The organism is Roseovarius indicus (assembly GCF_008728195.1).
Taxonomy (GTDB): Bacteria; Pseudomonadota; Alphaproteobacteria; order Rhodobacterales; family Rhodobacteraceae; genus Roseovarius; species Roseovarius indicus.
In genome coordinates this window covers 967,509-985,651 of sequence record NZ_CP031598.1, presented here as the reverse complement: position 1 = coordinate 985,651, position 18,143 = coordinate 967,509, and the positions used below count along the sequence as shown (strand labels likewise).

The 18,143-nt window shown below is 67.4% G+C and carries 14 protein-coding genes; 4 read left to right on the top strand and 10 right to left on the bottom strand.

All coding sequences use genetic code 11. The features are described from left to right. Positions 1 to 77: 77 nt before the first annotated feature. From RIdsm_RS04670 to RIdsm_RS04650, 5 genes are all read right to left on the bottom strand, one after another. Positions 78 to 332, bottom strand: coding sequence for a GlsB/YeaQ/YmgE family stress response membrane protein (locus tag RIdsm_RS04670; RefSeq protein ID WP_057819619.1), 255 nt, complete (start codon positions 330 to 332; stop codon positions 78 to 80). Positions 333 to 600: 268 nt separating this feature from the next. Then, positions 601 to 1,644 carry a glycosyltransferase family 4 protein gene (locus RIdsm_RS04665; protein ID WP_057819617.1) on the bottom strand — a complete coding sequence of 348 codons (1,044 nt, stop codon included), beginning with the start codon at positions 1,642 to 1,644 and terminating at the stop codon, positions 601 to 603. Positions 1,645 to 1,658: 14 nt separating this feature from the next. Then, on the bottom strand, positions 1,659 to 2,645 hold the full coding sequence (locus RIdsm_RS04660; protein ID WP_057819615.1) for a glycosyltransferase family 2 protein: 987 nt from the start codon (positions 2,643 to 2,645) through the stop codon (positions 1,659 to 1,661). Positions 2,646 to 2,669: 24 nt separating this feature from the next. Beyond that, a complete protein-coding gene (locus tag RIdsm_RS04655) occupies positions 2,670 to 3,587 on the bottom strand; it encodes a glycosyltransferase family 2 protein (RefSeq protein ID WP_057819613.1) in 918 nt (305 codons plus the stop codon). A gap of 1 nt (position 3,588) precedes the next feature. Beyond that, positions 3,589 to 4,821 (bottom strand): oligosaccharide flippase family protein, encoded by a 1,233-nt coding sequence (locus tag RIdsm_RS04650; RefSeq protein ID WP_057819611.1) that lies wholly within the window; start codon positions 4,819 to 4,821, stop codon positions 3,589 to 3,591. A gap of 201 nt (positions 4,822 to 5,022) precedes the next feature. Here RIdsm_RS04650 and RIdsm_RS04645 point away from each other — a divergent pair, with 201 nt between their 5' ends. Next, a complete protein-coding gene (locus tag RIdsm_RS04645; protein ID WP_057819608.1) occupies positions 5,023 to 6,252 on the top strand; it encodes a polysaccharide biosynthesis/export family protein in 1,230 nt (409 codons plus the stop codon). A gap of 3 nt (positions 6,253 to 6,255) precedes the next feature. Here RIdsm_RS04645 and RIdsm_RS04640 read toward each other — a convergent pair whose 3' ends face one another. From RIdsm_RS04640 to RIdsm_RS04625, 4 genes are all read right to left on the bottom strand, one after another. Then, positions 6,256 to 8,778: a hybrid sensor histidine kinase/response regulator gene (locus tag RIdsm_RS04640; RefSeq protein WP_057819607.1), complete on the bottom strand. Its 2,523-nt coding sequence runs from the start codon at positions 8,776 to 8,778 to the stop codon at positions 6,256 to 6,258. A 93-nt stretch (positions 8,779 to 8,871) separates the two neighbouring features. Beyond that, positions 8,872 to 9,378, bottom strand: a complete 507-nt coding sequence (locus RIdsm_RS04635; RefSeq protein ID WP_057819605.1) for a putative pterin-binding protein — start codon at positions 9,376 to 9,378, stop codon at positions 8,872 to 8,874. A gap of 116 nt (positions 9,379 to 9,494) precedes the next feature. After that, a complete protein-coding gene (locus RIdsm_RS04630; RefSeq protein WP_057819603.1) occupies positions 9,495 to 10,382 on the bottom strand; it encodes a UTP--glucose-1-phosphate uridylyltransferase in 888 nt (295 codons plus the stop codon). A 27-nt stretch (positions 10,383 to 10,409) separates the two neighbouring features. Then, positions 10,410 to 11,783, bottom strand: coding sequence for a WecB/TagA/CpsF family glycosyltransferase (locus RIdsm_RS04625; RefSeq protein ID WP_057819601.1), 1,374 nt, complete (start codon positions 11,781 to 11,783; stop codon positions 10,410 to 10,412). A 258-nt stretch (positions 11,784 to 12,041) separates the two neighbouring features. On the opposite strand from RIdsm_RS04625, the gene RIdsm_RS04620 reads away from it, so the two are divergent. From RIdsm_RS04620 to RIdsm_RS04610, 3 genes are all read left to right on the top strand, one after another. Then, positions 12,042 to 12,656 carry a response regulator transcription factor gene (locus RIdsm_RS04620; RefSeq protein WP_057819599.1) on the top strand — a complete coding sequence of 205 codons (615 nt, stop codon included), beginning with the start codon at positions 12,042 to 12,044 and terminating at the stop codon, positions 12,654 to 12,656. A gap of 116 nt (positions 12,657 to 12,772) precedes the next feature. After that, positions 12,773 to 14,254: a GumC family protein gene (locus RIdsm_RS04615; RefSeq protein ID WP_236553375.1), complete on the top strand. Its 1,482-nt coding sequence runs from the start codon at positions 12,773 to 12,775 to the stop codon at positions 14,252 to 14,254. Then, positions 14,251 to 15,519, top strand: a complete 1,269-nt coding sequence (locus RIdsm_RS04610; RefSeq protein WP_057819596.1) for a capsular biosynthesis protein — start codon at positions 14,251 to 14,253, stop codon at positions 15,517 to 15,519. The genes RIdsm_RS04615 and RIdsm_RS04610 overlap by 4 nt, the downstream gene beginning before the upstream one ends. A gap of 23 nt (positions 15,520 to 15,542) precedes the next feature. On the opposite strand, the gene RIdsm_RS04605 is transcribed toward RIdsm_RS04610, so the two are convergent. Further along, positions 15,543 to 17,879, bottom strand: coding sequence for a Tex family protein (locus RIdsm_RS04605; protein WP_057819594.1), 2,337 nt, complete (start codon positions 17,877 to 17,879; stop codon positions 15,543 to 15,545). Positions 17,880 to 18,143 lie beyond the last annotated feature (264 nt).

Genomic DNA, 18,143 nt, shown 5'->3' with positions numbered 1-18,143 from the left:
CTCCTATTGCGGTGGATGGTACGCTCCTTACAAACGCAGCTAAGGCTCTATCACTCCAAAACAAGCACGACTGTCAATCAGGCGCGTTTGATCAGCCCAATAATGAACAACAAAACGACAGACCCAATTGTGGCGTGTATGACGGAGGCCAAAAAACTGCCGCCAACCGAAAATCCCAACCCCGGAAAGATCGTCCCGGCAAGAAAAGCGCCGACAATGCCAACGATGATATTTCCGATGACGCCGAAGCCGCGCCCCCGCATGAGGCGCCCTGACAGCCATCCGGCCAAAGCCCCCACCAGCAGCATTACAATGACACTGTCAAATTCCATGGCGACCTCTCCCTCGTTTCCTGTCAGCGGCCCACGCTGACAATACCCCGCCAAGAATGACGACAGTACGCCCCGAAATGCAATTGCGCCAATTGTCTTGGGGGCTCATATCCCACCATGACACAACGCTCGCTCAACGCTGAGACAAGTGTTCCATGCAGACGAAAGGGGCAAGTGCGTTGTCGAGAACGGCCCATAGCTCCCTTCCTCACAAGGGGGTTGAGCGGCGGACGTTGGCATTCGCCCGCCGGTGAACAGCACGAGGCCGTCATTCGCTCATAAGGATGGTCGAAACATTGCGGGGCATCGCCGACGCCGAAGCCTGCACGCTTTCGGCCTTGGTCCCGGTGCCCATGACCTCACGCCATTTCGCCACGAAATCCTCGTTTCCGGTTGGCATGATCCGGCCGCACCGCACCGTTTCGGCATCTTGACCGGAAAACGCCAGGTCCAGGGCGTTGGCCCAGCTTTTGGGGTCGCAGGACCGCACAACCCGCGTGGCCTCGTCGATCTGGTCGGCCAGACCATCGACCGCGGATTGAATGACCGGGCGGCCGGCCGCCCGGGCCTCCCTGGCGACCAGCCCGAAGGCCTCCCACCGCGACGGCATCGCGACCAGATCGACCTCGCCATAAGCAGCGGCCGGGTCTTCGGCGTGGCCGCGAAACTCGATCCGGTCATCGCCGGCCGCCAGCATCTCGAGATGGGCCCGCTCGCTGCCCTCGCCAAAGATCAGCAGACGGGCATCGGGCCGGGGACAGAGGCGAAACGCCTCGATCAGCACGTCGAAGCCCTTCTGCCGTTCCAGGCGGCCGATGGCGCCGACAACTCGCGGCAGGCCGGTCGGTCGGGGCAGGCCAGCAAGAGCGCCGAGCGGCACGTCCGGCTGGATCACGGCGAGGGCCCCAGCGTCGACGAGGCGGCGTTCCTCCAGCCATGCGGCCTGGGCCCGGCTGACGGCGACGACCCTGTCGAAAAGCGAGTAGGCCACGCGCAGGAGAGCGAAGAACCGCGCCTTCCGCGCCACGTTCAGCGCCGTGAAGCCGCGGGTGTAGCTGTGTTCGACATGGATGATGCGCGCGCCCGGGTTCATCGCCCGCAAGGCAATCAGCCCGGGCAAGCCGCGCCAGCTGATGGTCAGGTGCGAGACGATGACGTCGGCGTCGATCCGGCCCGGCGACAGGCTGCCGCGAGAGAGTTTGCGCAGCGACTGGTGGCCGAGGCCCGGCTGGCTCATGAGGTGGTCGAGCATCCGCATCACGCCGCCGGCAGTGGTGTCATCGACAAGGTGAACGATCTTTCGAGTGGTCATTTCGGGTTCCTTTCTCAGCGGGCTGCGCCGCGCGCCCTCAGGCGGGCGGCATGTCGCACGGGGGTGGGGCCAAGCAGCTTCAGCGCGGCTGCGGCGCAAAGGGTGACAGCGGTCTTCACCGGCTCTTCGAGCAGCGGCAGAAGGGAGTGCTCCATCGCCCGCCGGACAAGCGACCAGGCGGCATCACCGTCATGCGCGCTGACGGCGCGCCGCGCCAGGTAGCGCAGCTGATAGGCCCGGGCGGCACCCTCGTGGCGTTCGAAGAAATCGGGGTTGATCGGGCGAAGCTTCTCGACCATCCGCTCCCACGCGGCAAACTGGCGGTCGGTATTGGCCGAAAGGCCGCCGCCGTTGACCCGGTAGAGCGTCAGAAGCCCCGGCACGCCCTCGATCTCCCAGTCGGTCGACAGGGCCAGGCGCAGCCAGCATTCGATGTCTTCCGACTGGCGGAAGGTTTCGTCGAAAACCCAGTCGCGGCGGGTTTCGAAAGCCGGGCGATAGGCAAGGTCGTCAAGCGCCGAGCGCCGCATGACCGCCGCCGAACCGTTGCCAACCGGATTGCGCTTGAAGATATGCGCAGCAAGCACCCCGAGAAGCCTCGGCCGCTGGTTGACGCCGAGGCGCCGGCCGGTGCCATCGATCAGCGCCGAGCCCGAGTAGCTGAGGCCCACATCCGGGTTCATGTCGAGATGCATCACGTGCGCCGCCAGCTTGCCGGGCGCCCAGAGGTCATCGGCGTCGCAGAACCCCACGTAGAGGCCGCGCGCGGCGGCAATGCCGGAGTTGCGGGCGCCGGCGAGGCCGCGGTTGGCCTGGCTCACGATGCTGACGCGGGGGTCGCGCGTGTAGCCATAGGCCACGTCGGCGGTCGCATCGGTCGAGCCGTCATCGACGATGATGATCTCGAAGTCGCGAAAGCTCTGGGCCAGCAGCGAGTCGAGCGTGTCAGGCAGGGTGGCCGCGGCGTTGTAGGCAGGAACGATGATGGAGGCGGTGGGCATTGCAGGGGTCCTTCGGTGAATGGGTCAATGCGAGAAAAGCGCGTGCCGGAGGCGCCGCGTGAGGATGAGGGAGAGCGCCGAGGCCAGGGCCGTGGCCAGCCCGCGGCGCGGCGGCGACAGGAAGCCGGCCGCACTCTGGCGAAGACCTGCACGGGTGAAGCGCCACGCCTCGGCCGGCCCGGTATCGAGCCGCAGGGCGCGGCGGGCGAGGTAGCGGAAATAGACCGCCTCGTTCGCGGGTGTTGGCGTGACGCCATAGCGTGCCGCCGTGCGCAGCGCCCGCTGGCGCCCGATCCGCATGGCAAGAAGGTCGGAAGACAGGCCGGTGGGCGTGGTCCGATACCAGACCTGCAGGCTGTCGAGCCCGGCAATCCGGTGACCTTCGCCGACCAGTCGGATGAGCAGTTCGAGATCCTCGTTATGCACCGCGTCGGGGTCGAGCCCGCCAACGCCGAGAAACACGTCACGCCGAACGGTGAGGTTCGACATGGTGCAGACCGGATTCTCGGCCAGAAGGCCGGAGATGGTGAGCGCGCCTGCCGGAACGGTCGAGCGCGTGCGGCAATCCTCGGGCGTGGCCGTGAAGAACCCGATCTGCCCGTAAAGGCCGGCGACACCCGGGGTGAAGCCCTGGATAGTCTCGGCCAGCTTGCCCGGCGTCCAGAGGTCGTCGGCATCGCAGAAGGCGAGATACTCTCCCGCTGCCAGCCCCGCCGCGTGGTTGCGCGCAGCGCTCGGGCCGCGCCCCGGGTTCGTCACAAGCCGGATGCGGCTGTCGCGCGCGGCGTAGTCGGCGACGATGCGGTCGGCCCCATCGGGCGAACGGTCATTGACACAGATCGCTTCCCACTCGGTGAAGCTCTGCACGCGCAGGCTGTCAAGCGTCGCGGCAATGGTCGCCGCCGAGGCGTGGAACGGCAGGATGATGGAAAAACGTGGCATATCAGAACAGGGCTTTCGTGGTGGCGGAACGGGACGGCAGCAAAAGCGCCGTGGCGGAGAGCATGATGAGGGCGGACAGGGCGAGGTATCCCACGGCAATCGCCGTCAGACCGAAGGGCGCAAGCACCGCCGAGTTGAGTACCAGCGCCGCCGCCAGGATGACGCTCACACCAAGCTCCTGCTGCGGGCGCCCCTCGGCGCGAAGCCACCCGGCGGTGGCCGACCAGATCACGGTGGGCAGCGCCGCAAGGCACAGGATCGACACCACGTGCGACGTGCCCTCCCAGCCCGGGCCGAACAGAAGCGGCACGTAGAACGGCGCCAGACATGCCTGCACCACCACCAGCGGCCCAAGCACCGCCAGCGATACCGACAACCCGTGCCGCAGCGCGCCCATCCGGTCGCCCGCCGCGCACAGATGCGGGAAGAGCACCACCGAGAATGCCTGCGTGAAGGAGGTGGCAAGGCCTAGCCCCGCGTTGAAGGCCATGAAGTAGATGCCCAGCGTCTCGGCACCCAGCAGCGCGCCGACCACCAGCTTGTCGGCCTGCATCCGCATCACCTTGACAACCTCGACGCCCAGCACGGCCCAGCCATAGGCCAGGAACGGGCGCAGCGGCGCGCGCCCCGCGGTCAGGTCGGGCGTCCACGGCCGCAGGCGGCGCATCAGCACCAGCCAGATCGGCGCCGACAGAACCCGCGGCAGGATCAGCGCCAGAGGCGAGGCCCAGACTAGCGCCAGCAGCGCCGTCATCACGTTGGCTCCCACCACCTGCCCGCCGGCGATGGCGGCGGTCTGGCGCAGCTTGCCTTCGCGCATGGCCAGCGCGGCCTGCACCAGCCCGGCAGGCATGAAGAGATACTCAACCGCCAGCAGCGCCAGCAGCCCCGCCATCTGCACATTGCCGAAAGCCAGCAGCGCTCCGGCGATCCCCAGCTGTGCCGCGAACAGCCCCCCGCACCACAGCCAAAAGATCCGCCGCGCGGTGTTGCACCGTTCGGCAAGCTCCGCCGCCGGGGCCGAGATGATCCGCTGGCCCACGCCGTTCTCGGTCAGCGCCTTGAGGATATCGCCGGCCGCCAGCGCGGCCGCGGCAATCCCGATCGCCTCGGCATCCAGCATCCGCGCCACCGCCACCACGACCAGCAGGCGCGAGGCCTTGGCCGCCGCTTCCGAGGCGGCATAAGCCAGAAGCTGTCCGGTAAAGCGGGTCTGATGCGTGATGTCGGTCATGGGGTCTTTCCCGGGGTTTGAACGTGTCTGACCCCCTTCTAAGCCTCGCCCACCGCCCCTGTCCCGCGCCCGGCAGGACAGCCGGGAAGGGCGGATGGACAGGCTCCTATCCGAATGGATCAATCCCCCATCCCGATGCCGGTCTTATGCAGAATCGCGGCCCGGCGTACTCAGTGGGCAACGGAACAAGGAGCCCCCACAATGAAACCCTTCCTCAAGAAATGCCTGCTCGGCGCCGTCAGCTGCGCCGCCCTGTCTGCCTGCAGCAGCATGAAAACACCCGAAAACCTCGAACCCGTCGCGCTGGGCGATGGCTACCAGGCGCAATACCGCGCGCTGGCCAGCACGCGGGGCGACACCGCCTTCCTGCAATCGGAAGGCATGAACACCTCCGACTGCCGCCCCGAGATCGGCGGCGCGCGCGAGGCCTCCTTCGGCAAGTGGCACGGCCCGGCCCTGACCGACCTGCTGGGCGAAAAACTGTCGCGCAACGACATGGTGCAGATCACCATCGACGGCGACGAGGTGCTCAGCGGCACCTATGTCGTCTCGCGCGACGGCGACCTGAAACTGCCCTACCTGCCGCCCGTCCCGGCACAGGGCCGCTCCACCGCCGAGGTCGAGGCCGCCCTCGCCGACGCGCTCGTCGCGGCCGAGTTCTACACCACCACCCCGCGCCTTGCGGTACGGATCACCGATTTCGCCTCGGTCGCCATCGGCGTTGTCGGCGCCGTGTTCGAGCCGCACGCGGTCGAGATCGGCGGCGTCCAGGGCGATGCGATGGATACCGGCCGGCAGCAGGCGCTCGGCGCCTCGACCGAGGGCCGCAACCTCTCCGCCGCCCTGCGTGCCGCCGGTGGCGTGCGCCCCGATGCCGACCTCTCGGCGGTCGAGCTGCACCGCCAGGGCCGCGTCTACCGGATGGACCTGCGCGGCGTCTTCGATGGCACCGACCCCACCGACATCATGATGCTGACCGGCGACCGGATCGTCGTCAAAAGCCGCCAGTGCTTCCAGGACGACCTGATGCGCCCCAGCCCGATCAGCCCGCCGGGCGTGTCGATGTTCCTGTCCAATCTCACCCAGCCCGCCACCGGCAACGCCATTTCGGCCATCGGCCGCGACGTGCGCGAAATGCCCTACGGCACACGCTTCATGCAGGCGGTGGTGAACAGCAACTGCATGGGCGGCGCGAAAACCTCGAACGCCAACCGCAGCGCCGTGCTGTTCTCGCGCAACCCCGTCACCGGCGTTTCGGTCGTCATCGAGCGCGACATCGAAGACCTCCTCCGCCGGGGCGACCGCGACGACTACGACCCCTACGTGCTGCCGGGCGACTCGCTGGCCTGTTACGACAGCTCCGTCACCGGCGTGGCCGAGATCGGCCGGGTGCTGGGCATCGTCGGCGGGGCCATCCTGCTGGGGCAGTAAGGCTCAGGCCGGTCTGGTCAGGCGCTTACGGGTGCGTGACCAGACCCCCTTGGCCTGATGCGCCAAAGTGGCCAACTCCTCGGTCTCGCCGGCCTTGGCGGCGGTCTCGAACTCGACCAGGACATCGCGCATATCCAAAGCGCCGAACATGGCGGCGGAGCCCGCGAACTTGTGGCACTCGGCGGCAAGCTCGTTCAGCGCCTCCTGCGTGCGTCCGGGGCGGGCAAGCCGCGGGAGCAGGGCGTCGCCCTCCTCGATCAGCTGCGCGACGAAACGGGCAAAAGCGGCCTCGCCCAGGTCGGAACGGATCGAGGCGAGTTGCGCCTCGCCAGGGGCGGCCGCCCCGGTCTCGCCGGCCCCGTCATCGCCGGTGACCGCCGCCAGCGCATCGCGCAGCGCCGCAAGGCTGATGGGCTTGCCAAGGAAGGCGTTCATCCCCGCTTCGCGAAATTCCTCCACGGCGTGGGGCAACACGTTGGCCGAAACGGCGAGGATCGGCACGTCGGAGGAGGCCCCGCCGCCTGCCCGGATCTGCCGCGCGGCGGTGGGGCCGTCCATCACCGGCATGCTGATATCCATCAGGATCGCATCGAACCGGCGGTCCATGGCCGCATCGACCCCGGATTTGCCATCCAAGGCCTCGGTCACGCTGTGGCCGTCGATCCTCAGCATGTTCCGGATGACTTCGAGGTTCATCTCGTTGTCCTCGACCACCAACAGGTCGAGCCCGGTCACGGGCCCGACGACATGCGTTTCACGGGCGTCTTCAGCGGCGGCGGCGGCCGGTTTCAGCGGCAGCCTGACCCAGAAGACACTGCCGTCGCCCGGTGTACTCTCGACGCCGATCTCACCGCCCATGGCCTTGGCGAAGCGGCTCGCAATGCCAAGCCCCAGCCCGGTGCCCGACGCCGACCGCCCGATCGAGGCATCGCGGGTATGGAAGTCCTCGAACACGCGGTCGAGATCGTCCTCGGCGATGCCAATGCCGGTGTCGATGACGCGGAACTCGTAGACGGGCGGCTGCCCCTCGCCGCCGGGTTCGGCCACTTCCAGCTCCAGCGAGACCCGTCCATTCTCGGTGAACTTGATCGCGTTGCCCACGAGGTTCAGCAGGATCTGCCGCAGGCGCTGCGTGTCGGTCTTGACCCAGGGCCTTGCCGTCCCGGTCCATTGCCACTCGATCACATTCCCGCGCGAGGCCGCGTTGCCGCTCTGCCCGTCGACGATCTCCTGCATGAGCGCGCCAAGGTCGACCGTCTCGCGCTTCACGCTCAGCTTGCCCGCCTCGAACCGGGCAATATCGAGCACACTGTCGACATGGTTCAGCAACACCTGCCCCGACACCTCCATATTCTGGATGAAGCGCGCCTGCTCATGGGTCGGCCGCGCATTCTTGAGCAACGAAAGGTTGCCCAGCAACCCGTTGAGCGGCGTGCGGATCTCGTGGCTCATCACCGTCAGAAAGTCGGCCTTGGCCTTCTCCCCCGCCAGCGCCCGGTCGCGGGCCGAAATCAGTTCTTCCTCGTTGGCGACCCGCTTCGAGATATCGCGCACGAAGCCGATCACGATCTCCTCGTCCCCGTCGAAGGCCGACTGCAGCGCCAGCTCGGCCGGAAAGACCTCGCCATTGGCGCGCATCGCCTCGAGCTGAATGCGCCCGTGGCCCACGATGCGTCGCTCGCCGCCCTCACGCATCCGCGTCATGCCCGCCTCATGCGCCTCGCGCATATGCGGCGGCACGATCAGCTCGCCAATATATCTGCCCCTTGCCTCGTCCAGGCTGTGCCCGAAGATCGCCTCCGCCGCCGGGTTGAACTCCAGCACCCGGCCTTCGGCATCCGACACGATCACCCCGTCGAGCGAGGTCGACAGGATCGTGTTCATCCGGTGGTTCGTCTGCACCAATTCGTCACCCCGCCGCCGGGTGACGCTGTTGACGTAAAGCAGGTACAGGCTGACCAGCCCCAGCGCCAGGAACAGCCCCGCCGACAGCGCCGCCAGGTGCGCCAGCGTGCGGGCCGTGTCGTCGCGCCGCGCATCCGCGGTCTGCGCGAAATACGCCAGCCCCCCGATCGCAAGCGCGCGTACATCCCCCCTGATGGCGCGGGCATCCTCCCAGATCATGCCGATCTGGGTCTCCAGCGCCTCGTCCGTCCCGTCGATGCGCGGCACCGTCCGGTTCAGGAAATCCATCACCGTCTCCAGCGGCCGGGCAAACTCCGGATCGGCCCGCAACTCGTCGAAAAGCCGCGAACTTTGCAGCGTGTCGACCCGGCTGTAGAAAATGTCGAACTGCCGCCGCACCTCGCCCAGGTCCGCCGATAGTGGCAGGGGCCCGTCGGGCTCGCGCAGGTGATGCTCCAGCGCGTTCATCAGGCTCAGGTGCTCCACCTCGACCTGCGTCAGGGTCCACTGCACGTTGTCCGAACTGGCCGACCGCTGCCGCTCCAGGTCCGAAATCACCTCGCTGGACAGGCTCAGCGTCAGAATGAAGATCGCCGACATGCCAAAGCCGATGAGCCACATGACCCATCGGCTTTGACGCTGGAATCCGCTTTCGGATCTGCTGTCGTCAGGCATCTGCGCGTTCGCCCGTGTCTCGCTCCCCGTCCGCCACGTCTATTGGACGATCTCGATCCTGTCGAGTTGCCAGATGCTGCGCGCATAGATCACCTCGGTGCGGAACGCGGCATCGCTGTCGTAAGGGTAAACGATCCAGAGCGGCCCCTTCTGACGCCGGGACATCGACGCCCCGTCCAACTCATACGCAACAATCGGCGCAGAAGGGGTTATGCTCTCGACGGGGATTTCGATCGAGTAATCGTTGATCGCACTGGCAACGACGGTGCCCTCGGTGACACCGAGCCGGTCGAGGATCTCGGCCAGCGCCACGCCGGCAAAGGCGCTCTTGCCCTCGGTCCAGAGCGTCGTGGTCTCGAAACTCGTCGCAGGCATCGCCTTGAGCATGTCCATGTCGAAGCTGGCTGTCTCGCCTTTGTTGGTCTCGCCGATGGCGCCCGATACCGTCAGAACGACATCGCCCTGCGGCGTGGCCAGCGGCTCGGCCAGAACCGGCGCGGCAAAAAGGCCGGCAACGGTGGCGAGGATGGAAATAAGCTTGCGCATGTTGGTGCTCCGTGAGTGGTGTAAGCCTGTTATGGCCGAGCTGCGTCCGCCACGCCATACGGGCATGGGGATAGGCCCCTATCCGAAAGGATAGGCGCCAAGGGTTAACGGAATGCTCAGGCCGCCTGCAGAGCCGGGCCAAGGCGCCGGCCAAGGAATCGGCTCAACCCCTCGCGCAACTCCGGACGATCAAGCGCGAAGGCCGCCGTCGCCTCCAGGAACCCGGCGATCGAGCCACAGTCGAACCGTTCGCCCGCAAAGGCAAAGCCGCTGACACCGGCGCTACCCAGATCGGCCGCAATCGCATCGGTCAGCTGGATCTCCCCGCCAGACCCCGGCGCCTGCTGCGCCAGCCGCTCAAAGATCGACGGCTCGAGGATATAGCGGCCGACCACGCCGAACCCCGACGGCGCCTCCTCGGCACGCGGCTTTTCCACCAGCCCGCGCAGGCTCTGTACCGGGCCCTCGCTGCTTTCGATATCGACCACCCCGTAAGAGCTTATCCGCGCCGTCGGCACCGCCTCAGTCGCGATCATGTGGCCGCCCTGCCGGGCATGGGCCGCAACCATCTGCGCCAGCGCCGGGGTCTGCGCGCGGATGATGTCGTCGGGCAGGATCACGGCAAAGGGCTCGTCCCCCACCAGCCGCCGCGCCAGTGAAACGGCATGGCCCAGCCCCCGCGGGCTGTCCTGCCGGATGAAGCTGGCGGTGCCCTCGGTCATCTGTGACGGGCGCAGCGCATCGAGCGCGCCGGTCTTGCCGGCCTCCGACAGGCTCCGCTCCAGCGCGGGCACTGCACCGAAGTAATTCTCCAGCGCCGTCTTGCCGGCCGAGGTGATGAAGATGAACTCCTCGATCCCGGCAGCGCGCGCCTCGTCGACCGCGTATTGGATGAGCGGGCGGTCGACCAGCGGAAGCATCTCCTTCGGCACGGCCTTGGTGGCGGGAAGAAAGCGGGTGCCGAGCCCGGCAACGGGGAAGACGGCCTTGCGAACGGGTTTCATGGGTTATGGTCCTTTCAGGGGTAGAGGTCAGTAAGCGCCGCGGCCGGACAGCACGGCGCGGAAGGTCAGCATGATGAGAATGAGGTTGAGCAGGGTCGAGCGCGACCGCACATAGGCCAGGTCGAGGTCGATCATCTTGTCGAAGCCGATATTCGCTCGGCCGGCGACCTGCCAGAGACCGGTGATGCCCGGTTTCACGTCAAGCCGCCCCATCGCGCGCTGCGGATAATTGGCAACCTCCTCGGGCAGGGCCGGTCTCGGCCCGACGATCGACATCTCGCCCTTCAGCACGTTGATGATCTGCGGCAACTCGTCGATCGACAGTCGGCGCAGGTATTTGCCGATCCGGGTGATCCGCGGGTCGTTGCGCGACTTGAAGCACACGCCCTCGCGGTCGGATGTCGCCAGCAGCGCGGCGCGCCGCGCCTCGGCATCCACATGCATCGACCGGAACTTGTAGACACCGAAGGGCGTGCCATCCTTGCCCACGCGGACCTGCTTGAAAAGCGCAGGCCCCTTGCTGTCGAGTCGCACCAGCGCGGCGACGGCCAGCATGGGCAGCCCCAGCACCGCCAGCGCACTGCCGGAAATCGCGATATCCAGCACCCGCTGCGCGTCGGTCTGACGCACGGCATGGGTGGCCGCGCGGGCCAGGAAGGTGGCATTGCCCACCAGGTAGCGCTTCGCCAGCCGGCGCGGCTCCATCGCCAGCCGCCACGCCCACTCCATCCGCCGCCGCCGCACCCATGCGGGCGCCCGCCGCACATTGCCGGCCAGGAAGTCGAACAGCGCGCCCACGCCCAGAACCAGCGGCGCATCGATCAGGTGCCGGTGCTCGTCGATCCACAGCTCCTGCTGCGGCACACCCATCGCGACCAGCAAGATATCGGCGCCCGAGGCGTTGATCTCGTCAATTGCCTCCTCAGGCCGTGCGGCGCCTGCAAACCCGTCCCGAGTGCCCGCGATCCGCAGACCCGGAATATCCAGGCACAGCCGCTGCGCCGCCGCATCCGCCGTGCCCGGCGTGCCCCCGATCAGGAACACCGACATCCCCCAGCGTGCCGCCAGGCGAAGCAGGCGCGGCGTCAGGTCGGTCCCGTTGAGATTGGCCGCCAGCCGCCTTCCCTGCATCCGCGCCGCCAGCTCCACCCCGATCCCGTCGGGCAGAACGTAGTCGGCCCGTGCCAGCGCAGCGGCATAGGAAGCGTTGCTCGCGCGGATATTCGCGCAATGGGCGTTCAGGAAGAACACCGTCCGCCGCCCCGGCGCCAGCAGCGTGCGGATCACGGTCTCGGTGTCGGCACTGACAAGCGGAAGCCCCAGCACGGGGCACAGCGGCAGCTTGCGGGTCTCGGCGGGGTGGGCGCCGGATGAAAAGTGAAGGGCGGGTTGATATTGCATGGTCGGGGTCTCCTGGCAGTCAGCATTTGCGATCTGCCGGGACACTGGCCCGCATCGGCCCATAGCGGTAGACGGGCGTTCGGACAGTCCCCGGCGCGGATGGCTCGCCCACCGCCCGGAGGTGTCGGCGCCCTATGCCGCGGGGGTTTCCCGCCTATCCGTTCGGATAGGATTCACTGTCCGATTGTTAACCTTTATTGCGCCAGATTCTCGCGTTATACGTGCGTTCGCGCCGTGGGGGCCAAGCGGAGACGCATTTTGAAAGTACTGATCGCAGATGACCACGAGCTGGTGCTCGACACCCTTGTCGCCTTCATCCAGGCGGCCGGCGGCATAGAGGTCGTCACCGCCCCCGATTTCGACACGGCCGCGGCCAGGATCAAGGCCGAAGGCCCGTTCGATCTCGTCCTGCTCGACCTCAACATGCCGGGCATGAACGGCCTCAAGGGGCTCGAGGCCGCCATCGCGATGGACGGCGTCGAACAGGTCGCCCTCCTGACCGGCGACGCCTCGCGCGCGCTTGCCGAACAGGCGCTGGAACTCGGCGCGGCGGGCTTCGTGCCCAAGACCCTCTCGGCCAAATCCCTCGTCAACGCCATCCGCTTCATGGCTATGGGCGAGCAATACCTGCCCGCCGGCTTCATGACCGCCGAAGAGCCCCAGTCGAAACACCCGCTCGCCCAGAAACTCACCGACCGCGAGCGGCAGGTCCTCAAGGGGCTGACCGAGGGCAAGGCCAACAAGGAAATCGCCCGCGACCTCGATCTGTCCGAGCCCACGATCAAGCTTCACGTCAAGACGCTCTACCGCAAGGTCGGCGCCAGCAACCGCACACAGGCGGCCCTCATCGCCCGCGAAGCCGGGCTGTTCTAGGCCACCGCCTATCCCTTCGGATAGGCCCACAGCCAAACGCGCAACCCGCTATCCCGACGCCCGCCTGACGCTTTGCGCGACACCACGGTAAATCCCTCCCATCAAGAGGATTTGCCATGACCGACCAGACCACCGCACAGCCGCAGGCCCGCCCGCGCACCGCCCCGCTCCGCTGGCTCAGCATCTGCCGCAGCCCGCTGCGCGCCCTCAGCTGGCGCCGCGTCCTGACCGGCGGGCGCCTCTCCGATCTCGGCCGCCTGCCGCGCTACCTGGCGATCTTCCTGCTCGGCGCCAGCGCGCTCTGGGCCCCGATCATGGGCTACCTCGCCACCGCCCCGCTGAAATTCGCCTCGAGCGCCTCGCTCATCCTGCCCGGCTCCGGCGCCTCGGCCTCAGTCAACCTCAACGATATCGGGCAGGCCTCGTCCTACGCCAACTCCGCCTTCTCGAACGGCTCGGTCAGCCCCACGGAAACCTACAAGCGCCTGATCGGGGCCGACCGCATCCTCGACGCCGCCGCCGAAAGCCTCGGTCTTCCCCGCGCGGCCCTCAGTCAACCCCGCGTCACCCTCGTCGACCAGACCAGCCTCATCCATATCGAGGTGAAGGGCGGCAGTGCCGAAGAGGCGCAGCGCTACGGCGAGGCGCTCATCGCCGCCTTCTTCGACGAGATCGACAAGCTGCGCTCCGACGAGCTTGCCACCCGCGAGGTCAGCGGCGCCGGCGCGATCGAGGATTACACCCAGTCCGTGCGCGACACCCGCGCCGCCATCACCGAACTGCAACAGCGCAGCGGCCTGACCACCGCCGCCCAGTATCACGACCAGGTCGCCGCCAACGACCGCCTGAAACAGCAATTCCAGACGCTCGAGGCCGAGCTCGGCCACCAGTCCGAGAAGGTGGTTGCGCTCGAGGCCGCCCTGAACCTGCCGCCCGATTCCGCGGCCACCACGCTGAAGCTCTACGCCGACGCGCCCTATATCGCGCTCCTCGAAGATGTCTCCGCCCATGCCGCCACGCTGGCACAGGCGGCGGCCAGCTACGGCCCCCGCCACCCGGCCCGCATCAAGGCCGAGGAGGCCGCCGACGCCGCCCGCGCCGCGGCCATGGCCCGCGCCTCCGAAGTCACCGGCCTGTCACCCGACGCTCTCAATGGGCTCGACCGCGCCCCCGAAGGCCAGCGCGCGGCCCTGCTGAGCGAGCTTGTGCGCGAGAACGCCCTCCGCGCGGGCCTGCAAAAACAGCTCGCCACCCTCGCCGCCCGCATCGAGGCGGAAGACGACCGCCTTACCGGCCTCGCCTCCCTCGCCTCCGAACTCGAAGACCGGCAGCGCGATTTCGCCGTGGCCGAGGCCGTCTTCGCCTCCGCCATCGCGCGCACCCAGTCCACCAAGACCGACGTCTACGCCTCCTACCCGCTGATCCAGATGCTCGAGAACCCGTCGCTGCCCGAGCATCCCTCCTCGCCCCGGCGCAAGCTGGCCATCGGCGCGGGCGGGGCGGCCACCTTCATGCTGCTGATGGGGCTGGTCCTCGCCTGGGTGCGAAAACCCATTATCTCCCGACTGCTTCACATGCCGGGCGCGCAAACCGCATGACCCTCAAGCCGCAAAACCCTGCCGAACGCATCGTCTGGACGGCGCTGACACTCACATGGGGCTTCTACGCCTTCGGCGCGCTCTATGTCGTGGGGCCGGTGCTGGCCTGGGTGCTGGCGGCCCTTGCGGGGCTCGCGCTCTTCCTCGGGCCGGCCATCCGGGCCGACCTGCGCCCCACGGGGCCGGTGCCGTGGCTCATCTGGCTCTGGATGGGCGGCATGGCGGTGATGCTGGTGGCACTCTGGGTCGGGCATATCGACTGGGGCCTCGGCCTCAAGCAGACCATCAAGTCGAGCATCGGCTGGGCCAAGGGCTGGGCGCTGCTGGCGCTCTTCCCCCTCGCAGGCGCCGTTCTGCCGATCCGCCGGGCGCTCCTGATCCGGGCGCAAAGCGTGGTCGGCCTCTGCACCCTGATCCTCGCGCCTGTGATGCTGGCGGCGCCTTACGTCGGCCTGCCGCAAAGCATCTTCACCTCGCCGCTCAAGGCCGTGGGCGGGCCGGGCCCGGAATATTTCACCGTCTATTTCTACACCATCGACCCGGCAAGCTGGACCCCGCGCTGGCAGTTCTACGCCCCCTGGTCGCCCTTCGCGGCCCTGCTCGGCGTGCTGGCGGTGCTCTTCGCGCTCGAGGAAAAACACCGCGGCTGGATGGCGGTAGGCCTCTGCGCCGGCATCCTGATGATCCTCGCGTCGAAGTCCCGCATGGGGCTGGTCGGCCTCGTCTGCTGCACCATCGGCCCGCGCATGCTGCCGCTTGTAGCCAAAAGCTGGGCCTGGCTTATCCTGTCGGGCGTCATGGCCAGCTTCGCCACCTGGGGCGTTGCGGCGATCGAGGCGGGTAAGGCTGGCATCCACGGCTTCAAATCGGCCCGCGCCGACAGCACCCGCGTCCGCGAAACCCTGCAGCGCATCGCCTGGGAACGCTGGCAATCGGATGCCGTCTGGTTCGGCCACGGCACGGTGAAACCGGGCCCCCACCTTGTGGAATACATGCCGATCGGCAGCCACCACACCTGGTACGGCCTTCTCTTCGTGAAGGGGCTGACCGGCTTCCTCGCCCTGCTCGTGCCGCTCGTGGCCCATCTCTGCGTCGTCATCGCCGACGCCGTCCACCACCCGCGCGGCCGCCTGCCGCTCGGCATCCTGATGACGATGGTGCTCCTCTCCTTCGGCGAGAACATCGAGATCGAGGCCTACATGCTCTGGCCCGCCCTAATCGTCCTCGGGTGCCACCTTCGGGAAATCGAGGTCAAACCGGTCTGACCGCCCCGCGCCCCCGGCGAAACCTACTTCTTCTCCATCGCCTCGCGCAGCGCCGCGCCGAAAGACCCGGTCGTCGCCTCGCCCCCGCGGGGTCCGGCATCCTTCTTCGGGGGTTTCTGCTTCCCACCGGCCCGAGGCTTTCCCCTCGCCCCGGCAGGCTGGTTTCCGGGCTGGTCGCGGCGCCCCTTGGGCTGTTCGGCCTGTTTGCGCATGCTGAGACCGATACGGTTCCGGGCCACGTCGACCTCCGTCACGCGCACCTGAACGACATCGCCGGCCTTCACCACCTCGTGCGGGTCCTTGACGAACCTGTCCGCAAGCTGGCTCACGTGAACCAGACCGTCCTGGTGAACCCCGATATCCACGAATGCCCCGAAAGCCGCCACGTTGGTGACGGTGCCTTCCAGCCGCATGCCCGGCTTCAGGTCGGAGACTTCGTTCACATCCTCCGCAAAGCTTGCCGTCTTGAACGACGGCCGCGGGTCGCGCCCCGGCTTTTCCAGCTCGCCAAGAATGTCCCTGACGGTGGGCAGGCCGAACCGGTCATCGACGAAGCGCTCGGCCTCCACACGCCGCAGCGTTTCGGGGTTGGACTGGATGGCCCGCAGGTCGCGCCCGCAGGCAATGACGATCTTTCGCGCAAGGTCATACGCCTCCGGGTGAACGGAGGAGGCATCGAGCGGCTCCTTCCCATCCCGGATACGCAGGAAACCTGCGCATTGTTCAAACACCTTCGGTCCCAGCCGCGGAACCTTCAGAAGCGCCTCACGCGTGCGGAACGGGCCGTTCTCGTCCCGATAGGCCACGATAGCCTCGGCAAGGCCAGTCGTCAGGCCCGAAACATGCGCGAGCAAAGGCGCAGAGGCAGTATTGAGGTCAACCCCCACCGCGTTCACCGCATCCTCCACGACGGCATCAAGCGCCCGGGCCAGCCGCTTCTGATCGACATCGTGCTGATATTGCCCGACGCCGATGGCATTGGGCTCGATCTTCACCAGCTCCGAAAGCGGATCCTGCAGCCGCCGAGCGATGGAAACAGCCCCCCGCAACGACACGTCGAGCTCGGGAAACTCCTTCGCGGCGATCTCCGAGGCCGAGTAGACCGAGGCCCCGGCCTCGCTGACGATCACCTTCACGGGCTTCGCGGTGTCCTTCGGCAGGCCTGCCAACGCATCCGCAACCATCTTGTCGGTCTCGCGCGACGCGGTGCCGTTGCCGATGGCGATAAAGGCGATGCCGTGGCGCCCGACCAGCTCGACGATCTTCGCCTGTGCCCCGCGCAGATCCTTCCGGGGTTGGAACGGATACAGCGTGTCGGTCTCCAGCACCTTCCCGGTCGCGTCGATCACGGCGGCCTTCACCCCGGTCCGGATCCCCGGGTCAAGCCCGAGCGTCGGCTTTGCGCCCGCAGGCGCGGCCAGCAGCAGGTCCTTGAGATTGCGGGCAAAGACCGCGATCGCCTCCTCGTGCGCCCGCACCCGCAGATCGGCAAGCAGGTCGGTCGTGAGCGTCATCGAGATCTTCGACTTCCAGGCATAGCTGGCGACATCCCTGAGCCATTGATTGCCCGGCCCGGTGCCGGCGGGCTTGAGCTCCTTCGCCACCATGGCCTCGCAGCGCGGCTGCCCGGTTTCCTTGTCCGGCCCGATATCGAACCGGATCACACCCTCGTTCACGGCGCGCATCAGCGCCAGCGCCCGGTGCGCCGGCATGTCGGCCCATTTTTCCGTGCGGTCGAAATAGTCTGAGAACTTGGCGCCGTCCTCCTCCTTCCCCTTGATGACCTTCGTCGTGACCAGCGCCTCCTTGCGGAGGTAGTCGCGCAGATCCTTGCGAAGCTCCGCCGTCTCGGCGAGCTCTTCAACGATGATGTCCCGCGCGCCGCTCAGCGCCTCCTCAACGCTGGGGACGGCCTCGTTCACGAACCGCGCGGCAATCTGCGCCGGATCCGCATCGTGGTCCGACAGGATGGCGTCGCGCAGCGGCCCCAACCCGTTTTCACGGGCAATCGTCGCCTTGGTCCGGCGCTTGGGCTTGTACGGCAGGTAGATGTCTTCAAGCTCGGACTTGGTCGTGGCGTTCGCAATGGCCCGCGCCAGCGCATCGGTCATCTTGTCCTGCTCGCGGATCGACTTGACGATGGCGTCGCGCCGGTCATCCATCGCCCGCAGATAGACCAGCCGTTCCGACAGGTTGCGCAGCTGCGTGTCATCGAGGCCGCCGGTAACCTCTTTCCGGTAGCGGGCGACAAAGGGAACCGTCGCACCGTCGTCGAGGAGGGTCACCGCGGCCGCAACCTGGGCAGGGCTGGCGGCAATTTCCTGGGCGATGGTCTGGGCGATACGGGCGGTTTGATCCATGGAGAGTATTCAGGTCCTGATGTGATGTGTCGCAAGACGCCCCCGAAAGGAAGGCGCCTGTTGGTCCTGCAGGATATGGGCTCCCGCCGCCCGCGGCCAGAGGCGTTTTCACGTAATCGGCCTCCCGCCGCCCGCCGCGATCACCCGGCCAGCCCGGCACGGGCAGGACACGCAGAGAATTCGTGCTATCCTCCACTCTGGCCCGAGGCGTGGCTTGTTCTCGCGCCAAAGACCGGTATAGGCGGTTGCCAGGACCGTCGAGTC